The sequence below is a fragment of the Paenibacillus sp. J31R120 genome (genome assembly GCF_056269225.1).
Genome location: NZ_JBWDNN010000005.1, coordinates 158,038 through 173,021 on the forward strand (window position 1 = coordinate 158,038; position 14,984 = coordinate 173,021).

Here is a 14,984-nt window from a genome sequence, read left to right on the forward strand (position 1 = left end):
GGTTGGGCTGCGGGACAGTCCTTTGGTTGTCGACTCCGACTCCTCCTCCCCCTAGAATGAGAAAAAAAGAGGAGGCTGCATCATGATAGGAGCTGCTATTCACGGCTTCATTCTGGCGCTGGGGCTTATTCTGCCGCTCGGCGCGCAAAACGCATTTGTTCTTACCCAAGGCACTGTCCACCGAAAATTTGCTAACGTTCTTCCGGTCGTCATCACCGCTTCTCTGTGTGATACCGCCCTGATTGCCTTTGCTGTCCTTGGCGTGTCCGTCATCGTGCTGGAGCATGACTGGATCAAAGCATTGCTTTATTTGCTGGGATGCGGCTTCTTAATCTTTACGGGCTGGACGACATGGAAAAACAGGCGTGATAGAGAAACACCTGAGCAACACAGCAGAGGCTACTCTGCCAACAAACAAATCGGCTTTGCGGTCACGGTGTCCTTGCTGAATCCCCATGCCATTCTGGATACGGTAGGCGTCATCGGCACCAGCTCCGTACAATACACCGGTCCAGACAAGCTCGTTTTTGCGATCGTATGCATGGCAACGTCATGGATTTGGTTCATCGGCCTGGGAGCCGCGGGCCGGTTAATCGGACAGCGGGCGCAGTCATCCCGCATCCTCTCCCTGATCCCGGCCTTATCTGCAATGATTATGTGGGGCACGGCCCTTTATCTGGGTTATCACTTTATCCTGCTTCTGTAAAGGCAAGCCTAGCCTTTGCTGGAATGGGCGGCGATCAACGCCTGTCCCATTCCCCAAACCTGATCCACACGGGCCTGATCAACTGCATACTTGGGATAATAAGCGGAACCGAATATATTTTTCAGCTGGTCGAACCCTTGCTCGCTCGCTGCCGGTTGTACGATCTCACGCTTATGGTTGATCAGCTGGCCGGTAACGTGACGGAATTGATTTGAAGTACATATGTAAAAATAATTGTCCGCCATGCCGGACGGAAGCGGATTAGTCAGATTTTGCGCCCAAGCCAGCGCCTTCCAGTACGAGCTCATCTTCGAGATCGTTTCCTTGGACAGCTTCACACGGTTTATTTGGATCGCATTGATGTTAATCCCCTGCTTTCTCCATTGCTCTGCCATCTTGAACGTCAGCATGAGGAAAGCCATCTTGGAATCGCCATACATTTTGTAGGAACTGTAACGCCTGGTTGCCCGGTGCTCGCCGCGCAGGTTATCAAATTCAATCGTCCTTTTGGGGTCGAAAAAGTTTTTAATATTCGTCGTGCAGGCGTTCAGCACCCTGGGGTCATGGGATTGCTCCAGCCAGTCGGCCAGCAGCTCGGTAATATAGAGAGGGCCAAACGCATTCGTAGCGAACGACAGCTCGACGCGTTCAGGGCTCAGCTTGTACTCCGTCTCACCATGGCTTAGGAAGGCTGCGTTATGAATCAAAATATCCAGTTTGTCATACCTGGCTTTAAATGCGGCGCAAAAGGTCCGTATCGAATCAAAGGAAGAGACGTCAAGCTCCAGCAGATCGATTGCCTGGCTGCCCGCGGACGCCATGATCTCCTGCTGGACAGGCTTGCTGATCGCGAGATTGCGGCAAGCCATCACAACCCGATATCCCTCCGCAGCGAATTTGTATGCCGCTGCTTTGCCTATTCCCGAATTAGCGCCTGTTATGACTGCGATTTTGTCTTTCATCTTCGTCACGCCCTCCAATTTGTCAGGATACCTGCCCCATTGCCGATACCGCATGATCCATACATTTTCAGTGAATTTTCCAATATCTCAAACGATCATATCATAAATGCCAGATTGAGATAGACTTCATTTCCGTGAATACGTATCAAATCATTCCTTCCCTGGCGCGCCATGTCAAAAAGGCCGCCCAGGATGATACAATTCGGTAAGCGTTAACAAGAATGGACAAAATGAACCAACCACTCAAGTTATGACAATAGATAGTTGAATGGCCATTCAGGAAGGAGAAGTCACTTGACTATTGAAGAGTTGATCGAGCTCGTGAAGCTGCATGGCAAGTCTATATACGGCTTCTGTTTCAATCTGACGGGGAACAAGGAAGATGCGGACGATCTGTATCAGGAAACGTTCCTTAAAACTGTAGAGCATAGACACAAGCTGGATGCGTCCCGTAATCCTAAAGCCTTTCTTATAGCCATTGCTGTACGGCTGCACCAAAACCACCGCCGTAAGCTGGCTTGGCGGCGAAGAATCGCTCCAACAGGCCAGCTGGACGAAACCGCCATTCAATTCCTGGCGGCTGCAAGCGAAGCCACCCCGGAGGACGCCTTGCTGTCGCTCGAGATTCGCGACATGATCCGGGACGCCGCCCGGCAGTTGAACGACAAGCTGAAGCTACCTCTCTTTATGCATTACACAGCGGACATGTCCGTCGAGGAGATCGCTGAAACGCTCCGAATCCCGCAGGGAACAGTGAAGAGCAGGCTGCATAAGGCCCGCACAACCATGAGACAAGTATTGGAGGTGGATTCCCCATGAACGACGCGGACTTAGAGCGAGCGCTTCGGCAATCATTGGCTTCCGAAGCAGAACCGGAGGAATCATTAAATCAAAGCATCATCCTTCAAATAAAGGAGCGCAATCCTATGAAGATAAAGTACCGCAAAAGATTATCTGCAGGATTATTGGCAGCAGTCTTGCTTCTTGTCCTGTCTGTATCCGCCTATGCTGCGGCCCATCTATTCAGCGCCAAGCAGGTTGTCGAGAAGCTTGGAGACCAGCTGTTAGCGGATGCATTTGAAAGCGCCGATGCCGTTCAGATCAATCAATCCAAGGCAGCCGGAGGCTATCGTTTTACCCTGCATGGGCTCGTATCGGGAGCAGGCTTGAGTCAATTCCAACATTCCGCTGAGGACATCTACCCGGACAGAACCTATGCGGTTGTATCGATAGCCAGAGAGGACGGAGGGACGATGCCGGCTACCGCAGACAATGAATATGGCAAGGAGCCGTTTTTCATCTCGCCGCTCATTAAGGGACTGAAGCCATGGCAGATCAACATCGCATCTATGAACGGAGCATACAGCGAGACTGTAATCGATGGCGTCATGTATAGATTGATTAAATGCGACCAGGTTGAACTATTCGCGGATCGAGGCGTCTATCTGGCAATTAGCAGCGGTTCCTCTTTTTATAGCACTGAAGCTTTTGAGTATGACGAAACATCAGGGGAAATACGGGTCAGAGAAGACTATGACGGCGCGTCTGTACTGTTCGATCTCCCTCTCGATATCGCCAAAGCGGATCATGAAAAAGCGGAGGCTTATGTGGAAACACTGCTGAATCCATCACCTTCCGCAGCTTCCAGCAACCCCGATCAAGAACGGGCCGAGTGGATTAACGAATTAAGGGTGAAATTACGCAGCGGTGAGTCGATCGGCGAGGTCATTCCGGAATCGGTAAAGGAAGTGACCTATGACGACTCGGGCAACTTTCATTATGAGCATGATGATTGGAGTGTAACGTCGTCTCCCGAAGACTTTTTCAGAGAAGGCCAGATTGGCGATTCGGACCGGTTTTCCGTCAGCGGGAAAGGTGATCTGTACTGGGCTCTGCAATTTCACAGGGACAAAGACGGTGTCATTACCGGCAGGATCATTGAACTCGTTCCCCAAAAGCAATAACTGCAGACTATTGCACTTAATAGGGCCCTATACGGATGGTTCTTGATAAACACCCTTTTACATCGCGGCATATTTTATACTAATAAATAAAGGCCGTCCTGTTGTCATTTAAGACTTCCAGGACGGCCTCTTTCTATATGAGCTTATGTCTGTACCACTTGTCGCCTCTGAACCGCCAAGCGAATATGATGCCGCGGACGCCCCACTCGGCGACCATCGCCACCCATACGCCCATCAGGCCAAAGCCCAGTGTAATGCCGAGAATATACCCCAGGATGATGCGGAACAGCCACATCGACAGCAGCGATGCGATCGACGTAAATTTGGAATCTCCCGCCGCGCGCAGGGCCGACGGCATAATGAAGCTGAACGACCATACAATCGGCTGCGCGATCGCAATCAGCAGGATCAGCGCAAAGATAGATGGCACAATCTCCTTCGGCGGTGCGTACAAGTTCACCAGCATAGGGAACATAAGCAGCAGGATGACGGTGATGACAATATAGAATATCGTCGATAGTCCGATAAAGGATTTGATAAATTTCCTCGCATCCTCAATATCTCTACGCCCGATACACTGCCCGACTACCGTAACAATCGCTACGCTAAGCGCCGTCCCGCCAATCTGGAACAGCATCGTCAGCGAGTTGCTGATCGCGTTGACTGTAATAGCCATCGTACCCAGATGGACAATAAACGTCTGGGTTAATAATTTGCCCCCGTTAAAGAACATTTGCTCCATGGCAAACGGGATGCCGATATACAAGATTTTTTTCAAGATAGACCAGTGAACAAGGAACGTATCCCTTAATTTAATCCGAATGGTTTGATTATATTTAAACAAGTAGATCATCGATACAATCATACCGAGTACACGTGCCACAATTAATGAGATCGACAAACCAACAACGCCCATATCGAACCCTTTAATCAACACAATGTTAAGCAGAAAATACGATACATTCAGAATGAGCGACAGCACGAGACACGCCTTCGTCTCCGCTACGCCTCTTAGCACGCCGGTGACGGCCTGATAGATCGCAATAAACGGATACGAGATGCAGCTGCCGATTAAAAATATTTTCGCATGATGCAGAACATCCGCATCCGCGTTTCCGAACAACGCATTTAAGGTGGATGCATGGAACACAATGATCAACGCCGCGATGACTACCGATACGATGGCAACGGATGATATCGCTTGTGAAGCCGACTTCGCCACCATCTCCCCGTTGCCGCTGCCCTTGTACTGGGCTACGATAACCGTGCCGCCCGTAGCAATCGCGACAAACAGGTTCACAAGAAACATATTGATTGAATCGACCATGCTGACTGCACTGACGGCCGCAACCCCAGAGGAGCTGACCATGGCGGTATTCATAATCGCCATCAATACAATAAACGCCGAATCTACGAAAATGGGAATAATGATTGCGAAAATTTGCTTGTAATCCATCGAGCTGCCCGTAAAATACTTCGTTAATAACGAATCGCTCTTCCGTTGAATGACGGATCGTATGCCACCGACCACAGCCTCATCACTTCTTTTCCTGTTGTTCTGACTTATTTCTCTGTCCATAAAGAAAGCCCGATCTATTCATCATGAATAGAATCGGACGCAACCTGTCATATAGCTTCTTCCCCCAGTATAACAAAAAAACGGCGGATGTGCCGTTTTTCCGAAATTTTATTTTAACTCCTCTTGCGAGGATTGGCATAAGTGTTCGAAGCTCTACGCCAATTGCTGATTGATCAAATAACAGTAAAGTCCCTTTGCCTCCATCAGCTCATCATGCGTTCCGCTTTCAACCACACAACCCTTATCCAGTACAATGATGCGGTCGGCATGCTTTACCGTGCTAAGCCGATGAGCGATAATGAGCGTCGTCCGGTTCTTTAGCATTTCCTTCATATTGTGCTGGATCAGCCTCTCCGATTCCGTATCGAGAGCGCTTGTCGCCTCGTCGAACAGCAACAGCGGCGGATCGCCGAGCAATGCTCTTGCAATGGCAATCCGCTGGCTTTGACCGCCAGACAACCTCATTCCTCCCTCGCCTATGATCGTTTCGTATCCTAAGGCAGTATTTCGGATAAAATCATGGGCGCCAGCCATAACAGCAGCCGCTTCGATATCCTGTTTGGACGCATCCGGTTGCCGGAATGCAATATTGTCTCGAATGGACCCCCGGAATATCGCCGTTTCCTGCTGGACCACTCCGATATGAGAACGTAAGGATTCCACATCGATGCTTTGCAGATCATGGCCATCCAGAGTAATCCGGCCGCTCGCGGGGAGATATAGCTTCGTGATCAGATTAGCCGTCGTCGACTTGCCGGAGCCGCTTCTGCCGACTAATGCGACCGTCTGTCCGGGCAGCATCTCGAAGGAAACGTTTTGCAGCGCATTGGCTCCGTCTTCCTCATAGCGGAACGTGACATTTTGCCAAACCAGATGACCCCTTACTCCGGCAAGCTTGCGGAGATGCTGATCTTCCTTCTGCTCGGGTGACGCCTGAAATACATCATCCAGCCTCTCCACCGAGATGCGCGCTTCCATAAGATCATCCAGCATCTGAATCAAATAAGTGAACGACTGCGTAACCGTCGCCAGCAGCACGGTGAAGGCGACCAGCTCGCCAGCCGTCATTTCATTAGCCAGTACATAGCGGGAGCCAAAAAACAGCACAATGATGGTTCCGAGCGTCCGAATCCACTCGCTGCCCGCTTCCGCCGATACCCACAATAATATGCCTTTGACCCGCAAATCCATTGCCTTCTTAAACTTAAGCTTGAGCTGGCCAAATACTTTTTGCTCAGCTGTCAAACTTTTCACTGCGGCTATATGCTGTACAGCCTCCACCAACGTCGAATCCGAATCAGCCTCCGCCAGAAATTGCTTCCGGCTATTCCGCCGCATGCGTGGACTGATGACATAAATCAATAAGGCGTACAGAGGAAAAATAACAGCAGCTAGCAAAAACAGCTTCGAATTGTAATACAGCATTAAAGAGCCGTACACGATGATCGTAACCAGATCCAAAATAAAGCTGGAAGCGCTGTTCGTCAGTATTTTGCGCAACTTCTCGTTTTCGTTCACCCGCGCCAGCATATCGCCAACCGTTCGTTCGTTGAAAAACGAAAGCGGAAGCCTCAGCACATGCAAATAGAAGGCATGAATCATATTCATATCGATTTGCAGCGCTGTCTTGGACGCTATCCATTGCCTTATAAAAATAAAGCCTGTATTCACAAGTGAAATCACCAACATAGCCAACAGCAGGATAAGGAGCAGCCCTACGTCCTTTTCGACCAGTACGGTATCAATGACCTTCTGGGTGAAGACAGGCAGAGATAGCGACAGCAACTGGATGACGACGGATAGCGCCAGCACGAAAGCCAGCATGCGACTATGCGGCTTCAGGAACGAGACGTATCTGCGCATTGTCGATCGATTGCCGCTGATTTCTTTCACTTCCTCTGTTGGCGCCAACTGAAGCAGCATACCGTTCCAGCCCTCGGCGAATTGCTCCAGTGTCAGCTTCTCAATCCCAATCGCCGGGTCGCCTACAATGACATGCTCATTCGTAATCGAATAGACGACAACATAGTGATTGCCTCTCCAATGGGCAATAGCGGGCAAATGAAGTTCAGCCAGCTCCGGCATACCGGTGCGATAGCCCTGTGCAACGAAACCAAGCGATTGCGCCGTCGTGCGCAATTGCTGAAGTGTCGTTCCCGATCGGGATGTCCGAGCGATTGCCCTAATTGTATGAATGGGCATTCTTATACCGTAATACTTGCCGATCATGCTGAGACAGGCCGGACCGCAGTCCATCTCGCTTTGCTGGAGCACAATAGGATAATTGCGCTTGAAACGCTTGCGCCTTTTTACCCCTATAGGAAGCGGCGAAGGCATGGCCATCATCGCATTGTCATCTAGCCCAGTTTCTGCCTCAAATTCATCCTTCCCGGCGAATGCTGTGTATTCCTCAGTCTCATCCTTCTCTGTAAAAGCTGAGCCCTGATTGACGACGCTGCATATACCATAAATTTGAGCGGCATTGCGGTCGATCTGCTCCCTCATATCCGGATACATGCGCGTCAACACGTCCATCACTTCTTTGGACAGTCGAAGAAGAGTCGATTCCTCCGTCATTCTGACCGTTCGATCCAGAGGAACGGCATCCAGCAGCGATAATCCGCCGAAATAATCGCCCTCCAGCAATTCACCATACCACTCGCCCGCGCTTTCCGACACGACCTCGGCACGTCCGGAGCGCAGGATATATAAGGAATCCCCGACCTCCCCCTCCGTGACTACGATCGTACCGGCTTCATAACGGCAAACGGCCATTTTATCAAGCAGAGAATGCAGCACACTCGTTTCTACCCGAGCAAATAAAGCGGATGTCTGCAAAAAGGTCAGCGTGGAATCCGAAGCAATGTACATGTTCAAGTAACCTTCAAGCTCCGGCTGCAGCTGAAGCAACTCAGCGAAGTCCTCCTTCGCCAGCTTCCAGAGCCACAGCTCGGTTGAAGCCCGAACCGTCATATCGGCGATTTCCCGGCCAAGCAGTCCGCTCTCGCCAAAATGCTCACCCGGCTGCAGGAGGCCCAAATTCATTTCGCTGCCGTCCGCCTGCACCTTGATACGTCGCGCTTGCCCGGTTGCAATAATATAGAAAGCATCAATCGGCTTGCCCGTCTGGATGATCGTTTGCCCCATCAGATATTGCTCAGGCACAAGCCTTTGCGATAAGAGAGCTCTCTCCTGTTCATTCATAACATCAAAGAGAGAAACCCGGTTTAACAGCGATTCCAACTTGCTTCACACCCATCGACGGTCTTGTTTTTATACCTGCCACAACGCATAGTGAATATCGACTTCTTGCATCTGCTCGCGCAGCCATTCCTCGAATAGAATAGTTCTTATTCGGCTTCTCATCGACTCATCGAGCCGCGCGCTCATGATTTCTTCTACTTTAATGATCAAATAACCTTGACCCGTCTTGATTGGCCCCAGCACTTCACCAGGCTGAGCGCCGAACACAGCGGCAGCTTCAGCCGGGGTTAGAGCATCGCGCCCCATCTCTCCAACGTATCCGCCCGCTCTTCTTGTCTCATCTTCCTCGGAATATTCGCGCGCCAGGCTATGGAAGTCGCAGCCTTCCTCCATACGGAACAGCAGCTCGCGTGCAGCTCCGTATTCCTTTATCACAATTCTGGAGATCGTCGCGGTATCGAATGCCAGGCGATTTTCGTAGTAATATTGTTCAACTTTTGGCTGGGAGAAGTGCTCGGCCGCTTTTGACTCCAATAGCTGATCCCGCACTCGCTCCCCCAAATCCTCTAAATTCATGCCGTGTCGATCAAGCCATTCCGAAGCCGAAGCGACCTTAAGCAGACCTCGCTCGCGGCGGAACGCATCAATGCCGCGCTGCAGTTCCTCATCCGAAACCGTTAGTCCCGCATGCTCCGCATACTGGTCAATTAGCATCTGTCTGGCCTTTTGCTGAAGAATCTCGGTAGCCTGATGATTGCGGACATAACGGAGCAAGTCCGCATACGTTACAGCCTGGCCTTTAACCGTCATCAAAACGTTATTTATTGACATACAAACTCCTCATCTAAGTTCATAAATAGGCTGAAAAGAAAGAATCACCCCAATATAGAGGTGATTAATCTTGATCAATCTTCTGCCGCCTATCCTAGCTCATATAAATCGTTCTGCCTGGCAATACGGCTTTATTGCCCTGCGATTGAGCCGAATTCGGAACGACGGGGCCACCAAAATATCTATTGGGTCCTGATCCGCCCGCAACTTGGTTCATCTCTTGTTCAGTCAGTGTTTTTCCTTCTTCCTTCAATTCTTCCAGACGAAGCTTGGGTGTAGACTCCGTCGATACTGGTTGACTGTTCTCTGCCATGTTCCCGCCACCTCTTAAAATTTTAGTTGTTTATTAGTAGGGATCGTTTTTCCGTTCATATTAATAGGGGTTGTTCCTTGAAGCTTCCCGGTTCCAGCACCGCCCGTAACTTGCTTCATTTCTTGTTCGGTGAGCGCTTTGCCTTCTTCCTTCAATTCTTCCAGATGAAACTTTGCTTTAAGCTCGGAAGATGCTTGTTGATGATTCTCTGCCATTTCTTATCACCTCTTCATCTAGTTTGGTATAGTTTACAGAAAACGATATGGTTCAAAAAGCAACTAAAGTTGTCATTTTAATAGGGGGATGATAGGATCGTATAACCGACTTTCTGTTTTTTCATAGGAATAGGAGAGTGCACGATGTTAGTGGAGCAGCAGTACTTCGAGGTGCGGGGTATGCGGTATACGATTAGATCTGCCAATGAAGAAGATGCAGCGGCATTATCGGAGTTGAGGGTGAAGATAGACGGAGAAACCGAACATATGGATCGGGAGGCAGGGGAGGCTTTCATCAGTACGGAAGGTTTCAAGACGCTTATTCGGAGGGATAGCGAGGGAGAGCGCAATCTATTTTTGGTCGTGGTTGCAGATAACCGTCTCGTCGGCTTTTCAAGATGCGAGGGCATCTATTTGAAGCGGTATGCCCATAAGGCTGAATTTGGTGTTTGTATTCTGGAGGAATTTTGGGGATATGGCATCGGGAAAGAACTGCTGAAGACTTCCTTGGCATGGGCAGACTCTACTGGTATAACCAAAATGACTTTGAATGTGCTGGAGACAAACAAGAATGCTATCTGGCTGTACGAACGTTTCGGATTTCAGATTGAAGGCGTCTTGCAGAATGACAAAGTGTTGTCCGACGGCCGGTATTACAACACCGTTGTCATGGGGCGCTTCCGCGGATAAGCGCCTCCATGGCAGCGTCATTCCTAGCAGGTTCAAAGAAGCTTCTTCTTATCCCTCTTACCTAGATGGGTATACGGAATCTCCTCCACCAGAACAATCTCCTTTGGCATCTGATATCGAGCCGCACGCACTCGCAACCACTCCATAAGCTGTTCAGCGTTCACTTCCGAATACGGGGTTGGCTGAACATAAGCCTTGAGCCGCTGTCCGAAGGTCTCATCGGGGATGCCAATTACGGCAACATCCTCGACCTGCGGATGATGAATCAGAATATGCTCCAGCTCAATGGGATACACATTTTCACCAGCTGATACTATCCGATCATCCGCTCTTCCACACAAGTAATAGAGGCCGTCGCTGCCCCGATAGCCCATATCGCCCGTCTCAATCCACCTCTTGCTTCGTTCTGCCCATGATAGATAATTTTGTACACAAAATTGCCCAACCACTCCCGGTTTTGCTTCATTCATATCCTCATCCAATACAAAGAGAGGCATACCGTCAATCTTCCGTCCCAGCGTATGAGCCGACTGCCTTAAATCCTCCGGCGTTGCGACAATATTCAGTCCCGACTCCGACGTTCCGTACAAATTGCACAACACATCCCCCAGCCTAGCGTAGACTTCGGCTACCAGCTTCGGATTAAGCTCGGCTCCTCCTGAAGCGATGCAGGCGAGCGAGCGCATATCCTCGGCATTATGCTTCAGCATCTTGTCCAGCATTAGCGGGACAACGGTCGCCACTTGCACCTGATGCTCCCTTACAAGCGCACATGCCTTGGACGCATCAAAGCCCAATGTCAGCACAATCTTTTTGCCGAGAGCAACGAATAACAGCAGGATGGCAATGCCATAACCGTGGTAGATCGGCGTTGCGATATAGCCGGTATGATAACGCACAAGATGAAGTCGATCTAGCAGCGTATAGAACGGGTTCAAATAGTGGAATAAGGAAGGCCTGTGCGGCACTTTCTTCGACTTGCCTGTCGTGCCTCCTGTTAGAAGCATAATCGTGCCCGATGACGTTCGATGCCAGCTGGGCCTGGCGTTGGAGATACCGTCTGTCTTCTGGTTATTGACAGCAGGTCTCACATCGTGATAGCTAAGCAGCTTCCCCTTGTTGTACGTGGACTGCTTGATGAAGGTGGTAAGCTCTTCATCATAGATCAGCAAGTCAAAGTCATAAGCAGTTATCAAGTCTTGCAGCTGGTCCTGGCTCATCTCCGCGTTCAACAAATAGAGATCGGCTCCGGCCCAGGACAAGGCAAATACCGATTTCACCAGCGAAGCATGATTGCGGCACAGGAGCGCTGCCTTGCTCCCAGGCCGAATACCATAGTTCTCTCGCAGCGATATGGACAATTCCTCGGATTGCACCAGCAGCTGGCGATAGGTTATCGTCTCGCTGTCGTCAGCAATGGCGACCGCTTCTCCATAGGTCCGCTCGGTTATTCTCAATAAAGCCATGACATTGATTCCGTAGCGGCAGATTGCGGCAATCAGACGAAAGAGGCCGAGCGGACTAAGCATCCCCATCTTCCGCATCACTTGCGCCAGTTTAAGCATCCCCATGCTTGTCCCTCCTCTTACTCAGCTTACGCGGCATCCGCCTCTCCCATAACCCTCTGAATAGAATGGAGGCAACCTGTCCCAAGAACAGCCACCAAGGATTCCAGGTCCTCCGCTTCGTGTACATCGACTTGGCGATAATGCGTGCGACATGCTCCGGGCTCATGGCGGGCATCTTCCGGTAAGCGGCGGTCGGTTCTATCATCGGGGTGCGGACCAGCGGCAAATAGATCGATGTCGTGAAGATCCCCGCAGCATTCAACTCGGGAGCAGCAGAACGAAACCAGGTATCGAATGCGGACTTGGAGGCTTGATAGGCGGACCACTTTGGGAGAGGGATCAGTGAAGTATTTATTGTAGAGACATTAATGACTTGCCCTTTTGCTCGTTCAAGCATAGGGATAAGCGACAACAGCATGCGTACAGGGGCGAAATAATTGATCGCTATCGTTCGAGAAAAATCATGAAAACGGTCCAACGAGTCCCAGATCGACCGTCCGATTGATAATCCTGCATTATTCACAACGATATCGATCCCGTTCGGAAGATCATGTAGTGATTCCAGAAAAGCCTCCATCTCCCGCACATCACGAAGATCCGCTTGGAAGATGCAGACTTCCGCTCCTTTTTGCTCCAGCTCCCACTTCAACTTCAGCAACCTCTCATATCTCCTGGCTACAAGAATTAACTGAAGGTCACAATCACCGAGCAAATGAGCAATCTGCTCTCCTATTCCCGAGCTTGCCCCGGTAATGAGCACCGTCTTTCCGCTTACTGCATTTCTAAGCTTCTCTAGATTGTAAGAGGAGGGCGGGAACAATAGCTTGTCCAGCCAATGATATCTACCCACAGCAACCATCACCCTTTAAGGATATTCACCTCTAATTTGATTTACCTAATTATACATACCAAAAAAGAAATTGAAAATTAGAGTTCTTCCAAAATCCGTGACCAAAGTCTTATGACAACACCCCAAAATTTCTTTATATTGGATTTAACAATCTTATTTTACATTTTTAATTATCAAATGGTATTTTACTAAATTCAAGGAGGAGTCAAAATGAAACGAGTAGTAAGTTGGAGATTTTTAGCATCTGTATTTACCATCTTTCTTTTAGTGACCACTATAGCCTATGCAAATCAAATGGATTCATTAAAGCCTTCTGAATAAAAAAACAAGGAACAGAAAGTAAAAATTAATTTGCCAAAACAACCGGAAATGTGGGAAATATATAAGTCACTAAAAAAAGAAGACTTTAAAAGTGATTTATTTGTGTCTAATCTGACAACTGCAGATGCTAAAGAAATAGAAGTAAAGGAGACGGATTATAGGACGTTTCCGGGCTTTCTCGGTACTCATGCCATTGATGAAATTGATGGGAGTTCTATTACATTATTAAAATCTACTCTACAGGAATTGGAAACCGAACATTGGGCAGTCGCCGGATTGGTTAGGAACGAGACTCTTTCTACAGTCAGTTCTATACAAATAGAAGCAGCCTTGTTATCGGATGATGGCAGCCTTCTTGAGAAAGTAAAAGGTGAAGCCCTTGTAAAAAACATTCGTCCTGGTGAACCAGCCCCATTCCAACTATTATCACAAATCGACAAGAGTTTAGTTAGCGAAATTATTTGGAATATGCAATTTAGTGAAGCAGATGAACAGGTTTCTCGAGATATTCATATCGATATCTCATATGAAATGTTGTTTGGTGATACTACGTATAATGGCCAGCCACGTCTAGATGAACCATACCCATTTGTACTTGCCACGACAATTCAAAATCTTGGAAAGCGTATCTATCAGGCAAATATTATTGCGGCATGGTTGAATCAAGAGGGGCAGGTTGCTTTTATTACTCAAACCGTTCCAGATGACTATGATTATATAGATTCTGATGTAGGCGCTGTCTTTAAAGATATCGTGATAAACGATCCAATAATTGGAGAAAAAGTGAACTCTTCTAGTATAATATTATGGGCGGTGGGAGAATGAAACCTATGAAACAATTAATCGTTGTTGCCTCATTAGTTATGGGACTTTTTCTTGTACCGACAGGCTCGTACGCAGCCAAATTTGGAGCGGAACCACTGGCTGACGTAAAGAATGAGGCAACGAATTCATTAAGCGCTGCTGGTCTCACTGTTCAAAATGAGCTCGCTGCCATTATACTGGCGCCAACTTGGTTAGAAACGATTGATAACAGCAACCCGTCTGGTCTGCTAGACAAAATTCCAGCACCCATGACAATTGGAAGATCTGATGTACGAGTCGATTGGGGACATGCTCTATGGGTTGATGGGAAAACGGGTTATGATAAATTTATCAATGGAGTGGATCATTACAAAAGAGTACACTGGAGTGTAGGCATTGGTTTGTGGCAATTAACCCAACATTCTTTTAAGTATCCTTTGAAAGACCTTGTATATACCGACACGTCTGCAAAATTGGCAGCAGCAAAAATGGCAGCCCTTTATAAGGGAAAGACGGGAACCGCTAAAGAAAAGCGCATCGCAGCCTGGGGACCATGGGGAGCTTGTGGAGCAACTGGAGTAAAAGATAAATGTGAAAGTATATTTAATAGTATATACGATGCTTCAAAGAAGGAGTTAAAAGTCACTGGCGATTCGACTGTGAAAAGGAGTGGCGGATTAGAAACGAAAACATGCACATACCCCTACCCGCCCTATAATCCTCAATAATATACTTGCTACAAATATGACTTGTCTAAAGTTCAAGGTGAGAAGGCCTGGTGGTATAACAGTAGCCCTAATGGATTATATACAACTGGAGTAAAAGCCACTCAAGAGCCTCTCCCATATACATTCTACTCCTATTCCATAACAAATGGACTCGGTGTAACTACTGAATACTGACATTGGCTAACCCAAGACCAGCCTGCAAATAATAAATATAGCCAAAGCAGATACGCAATATGGGACTCGTCTACC

The 14,984-nt window shown here is 48.6% G+C and carries 14 protein-coding genes; 6 read left to right on the forward strand and 8 right to left on the reverse strand.

What is annotated here, in order from left to right; translation table 11 throughout:
• Positions 1-82 precede the first annotated feature (82 nt).
• Positions 83-706, forward strand: a complete 624-nt coding sequence (locus AC0YNW_RS19095; RefSeq protein WP_475833301.1) for a LysE/ArgO family amino acid transporter — start codon at positions 83-85, stop codon at positions 704-706.
• Between the two features lie 8 nt (positions 707-714).
• Here AC0YNW_RS19095 and AC0YNW_RS19100 read toward each other — a convergent pair whose 3' ends face one another.
• Complete coding sequence (locus AC0YNW_RS19100) at positions 715-1,668, reverse strand: SDR family NAD(P)-dependent oxidoreductase (RefSeq protein ID WP_475833302.1); 954 nt, start codon at positions 1,666-1,668, stop codon at positions 715-717.
• Positions 1,669-1,962: 294 nt separating this feature from the next.
• Here AC0YNW_RS19100 and AC0YNW_RS19105 point away from each other — a divergent pair, with 294 nt between their 5' ends.
• Complete coding sequence (locus tag AC0YNW_RS19105; RefSeq protein ID WP_475833303.1) at positions 1,963-2,487, forward strand: RNA polymerase sigma factor; 525 nt, start codon at positions 1,963-1,965, stop codon at positions 2,485-2,487.
• 107 nt (positions 2,488-2,594) lie between these two features.
• Positions 2,595-3,632, forward strand: coding sequence for a hypothetical protein (locus tag AC0YNW_RS19110; RefSeq protein ID WP_475833304.1), 1,038 nt, complete (start codon positions 2,595-2,597; stop codon positions 3,630-3,632).
• Positions 3,633-3,765: 133 nt separating this feature from the next.
• Here the strand turns inward: AC0YNW_RS19110 and AC0YNW_RS19115 are convergent, their stop codons facing one another.
• From AC0YNW_RS19115 to AC0YNW_RS19135, 5 genes are all read right to left on the reverse strand, one after another.
• The gene (locus AC0YNW_RS19115) at positions 3,766-5,088 is read right to left on the reverse strand and encodes an MATE family efflux transporter (RefSeq protein WP_475833550.1); all 1,323 of its coding nucleotides are present in this window, start codon (positions 5,086-5,088) and stop codon (positions 3,766-3,768) included.
• Positions 5,089-5,364: 276 nt separating this feature from the next.
• Entirely contained in the window at positions 5,365-8,454 is a 3,090-nt protein-coding gene (locus tag AC0YNW_RS19120) for a peptidase domain-containing ABC transporter (RefSeq protein WP_475833305.1), read from the reverse strand.
• 30 nt (positions 8,455-8,484) lie between these two features.
• Entirely contained in the window at positions 8,485-9,246 is a 762-nt protein-coding gene (locus AC0YNW_RS19125) for a peptidylprolyl isomerase (protein WP_475833306.1), read from the reverse strand.
• A gap of 94 nt (positions 9,247-9,340) precedes the next feature.
• Entirely contained in the window at positions 9,341-9,559 is a 219-nt protein-coding gene (locus tag AC0YNW_RS19130; protein ID WP_475833307.1) for a hypothetical protein, read from the reverse strand.
• Between the two features lie 14 nt (positions 9,560-9,573).
• The gene (locus AC0YNW_RS19135; protein WP_475833308.1) at positions 9,574-9,774 is read right to left on the reverse strand and encodes a hypothetical protein; all 201 of its coding nucleotides are present in this window, start codon (positions 9,772-9,774) and stop codon (positions 9,574-9,576) included.
• A gap of 144 nt (positions 9,775-9,918) precedes the next feature.
• Here AC0YNW_RS19135 and AC0YNW_RS19140 point away from each other — a divergent pair, with 144 nt between their 5' ends.
• Positions 9,919-10,464 carry a GNAT family N-acetyltransferase gene (locus AC0YNW_RS19140; protein WP_475833309.1) on the forward strand — a complete coding sequence of 182 codons (546 nt, stop codon included), beginning with the start codon at positions 9,919-9,921 and terminating at the stop codon, positions 10,462-10,464.
• A 32-nt stretch (positions 10,465-10,496) separates the two neighbouring features.
• Here the strand turns inward: AC0YNW_RS19140 and AC0YNW_RS19145 are convergent, their stop codons facing one another.
• Positions 10,497-12,035: an AMP-binding protein gene (locus AC0YNW_RS19145; protein ID WP_475833310.1), complete on the reverse strand. Its 1,539-nt coding sequence runs from the start codon at positions 12,033-12,035 to the stop codon at positions 10,497-10,499.
• A complete protein-coding gene (locus tag AC0YNW_RS19150) occupies positions 12,022-12,882 on the reverse strand; it encodes an SDR family NAD(P)-dependent oxidoreductase (protein ID WP_475833311.1) in 861 nt (286 codons plus the stop codon). The genes AC0YNW_RS19145 and AC0YNW_RS19150 overlap by 14 nt, the downstream gene beginning before the upstream one ends.
• Positions 12,883-13,233: 351 nt before the next feature.
• On the opposite strand from AC0YNW_RS19150, the gene AC0YNW_RS19155 reads away from it, so the two are divergent.
• Together AC0YNW_RS19155 and AC0YNW_RS19160 are read left to right on the forward strand one after the other, a co-directional pair.
• Positions 13,234-14,028, forward strand: a complete 795-nt coding sequence (locus AC0YNW_RS19155) for a hypothetical protein (protein WP_475833312.1) — start codon at positions 13,234-13,236, stop codon at positions 14,026-14,028.
• 5 nt (positions 14,029-14,033) lie between these two features.
• Complete coding sequence (locus AC0YNW_RS19160) at positions 14,034-14,735, forward strand: hypothetical protein (RefSeq protein WP_475833313.1); 702 nt, start codon at positions 14,034-14,036, stop codon at positions 14,733-14,735.
• Positions 14,736-14,984 lie beyond the last annotated feature (249 nt).

Excerpts from the sequence above, each read along its gene's own strand:
- AC0YNW_RS19095 (WP_475833301.1), top strand. The coding sequence starts at position 83 with ATGATAGGAGCTGCTATTCACGGCTTCATTCTGGCGCTGGGGCTTATT.
- AC0YNW_RS19100 (WP_475833302.1), bottom strand. The coding sequence starts at position 1,668 with ATGAAAGACAAAATCGCAGTCATAACAGGCGCTAATTCGGGAATAGGC.
- AC0YNW_RS19110 (WP_475833304.1), top strand. The coding sequence starts at position 2,595 with ATGAAGATAAAGTACCGCAAAAGATTATCTGCAGGATTATTGGCAGCA.
- AC0YNW_RS19115 (WP_475833550.1), bottom strand. The coding sequence starts at position 5,088 with ATGGATTACAAGCAAATTTTCGCAATCATTATTCCCATTTTCGTAGAT.
- AC0YNW_RS19125 (WP_475833306.1), bottom strand. The coding sequence starts at position 9,246 with ATGTCAATAAATAACGTTTTGATGACGGTTAAAGGCCAGGCTGTAACG.
- AC0YNW_RS19130 (WP_475833307.1), bottom strand. The coding sequence starts at position 9,559 with ATGGCAGAGAACAGTCAACCAGTATCGACGGAGTCTACACCCAAGCTT.
- AC0YNW_RS19135 (WP_475833308.1), bottom strand. The coding sequence starts at position 9,774 with ATGGCAGAGAATCATCAACAAGCATCTTCCGAGCTTAAAGCAAAGTTT.
- AC0YNW_RS19140 (WP_475833309.1), top strand. The coding sequence starts at position 9,919 with ATGTTAGTGGAGCAGCAGTACTTCGAGGTGCGGGGTATGCGGTATACG.
- AC0YNW_RS19145 (WP_475833310.1), bottom strand. The coding sequence starts at position 12,035 with ATGGGGATGCTTAAACTGGCGCAAGTGATGCGGAAGATGGGGATGCTT.
- AC0YNW_RS19160 (WP_475833313.1), top strand. The coding sequence starts at position 14,034 with ATGAAACAATTAATCGTTGTTGCCTCATTAGTTATGGGACTTTTTCTT.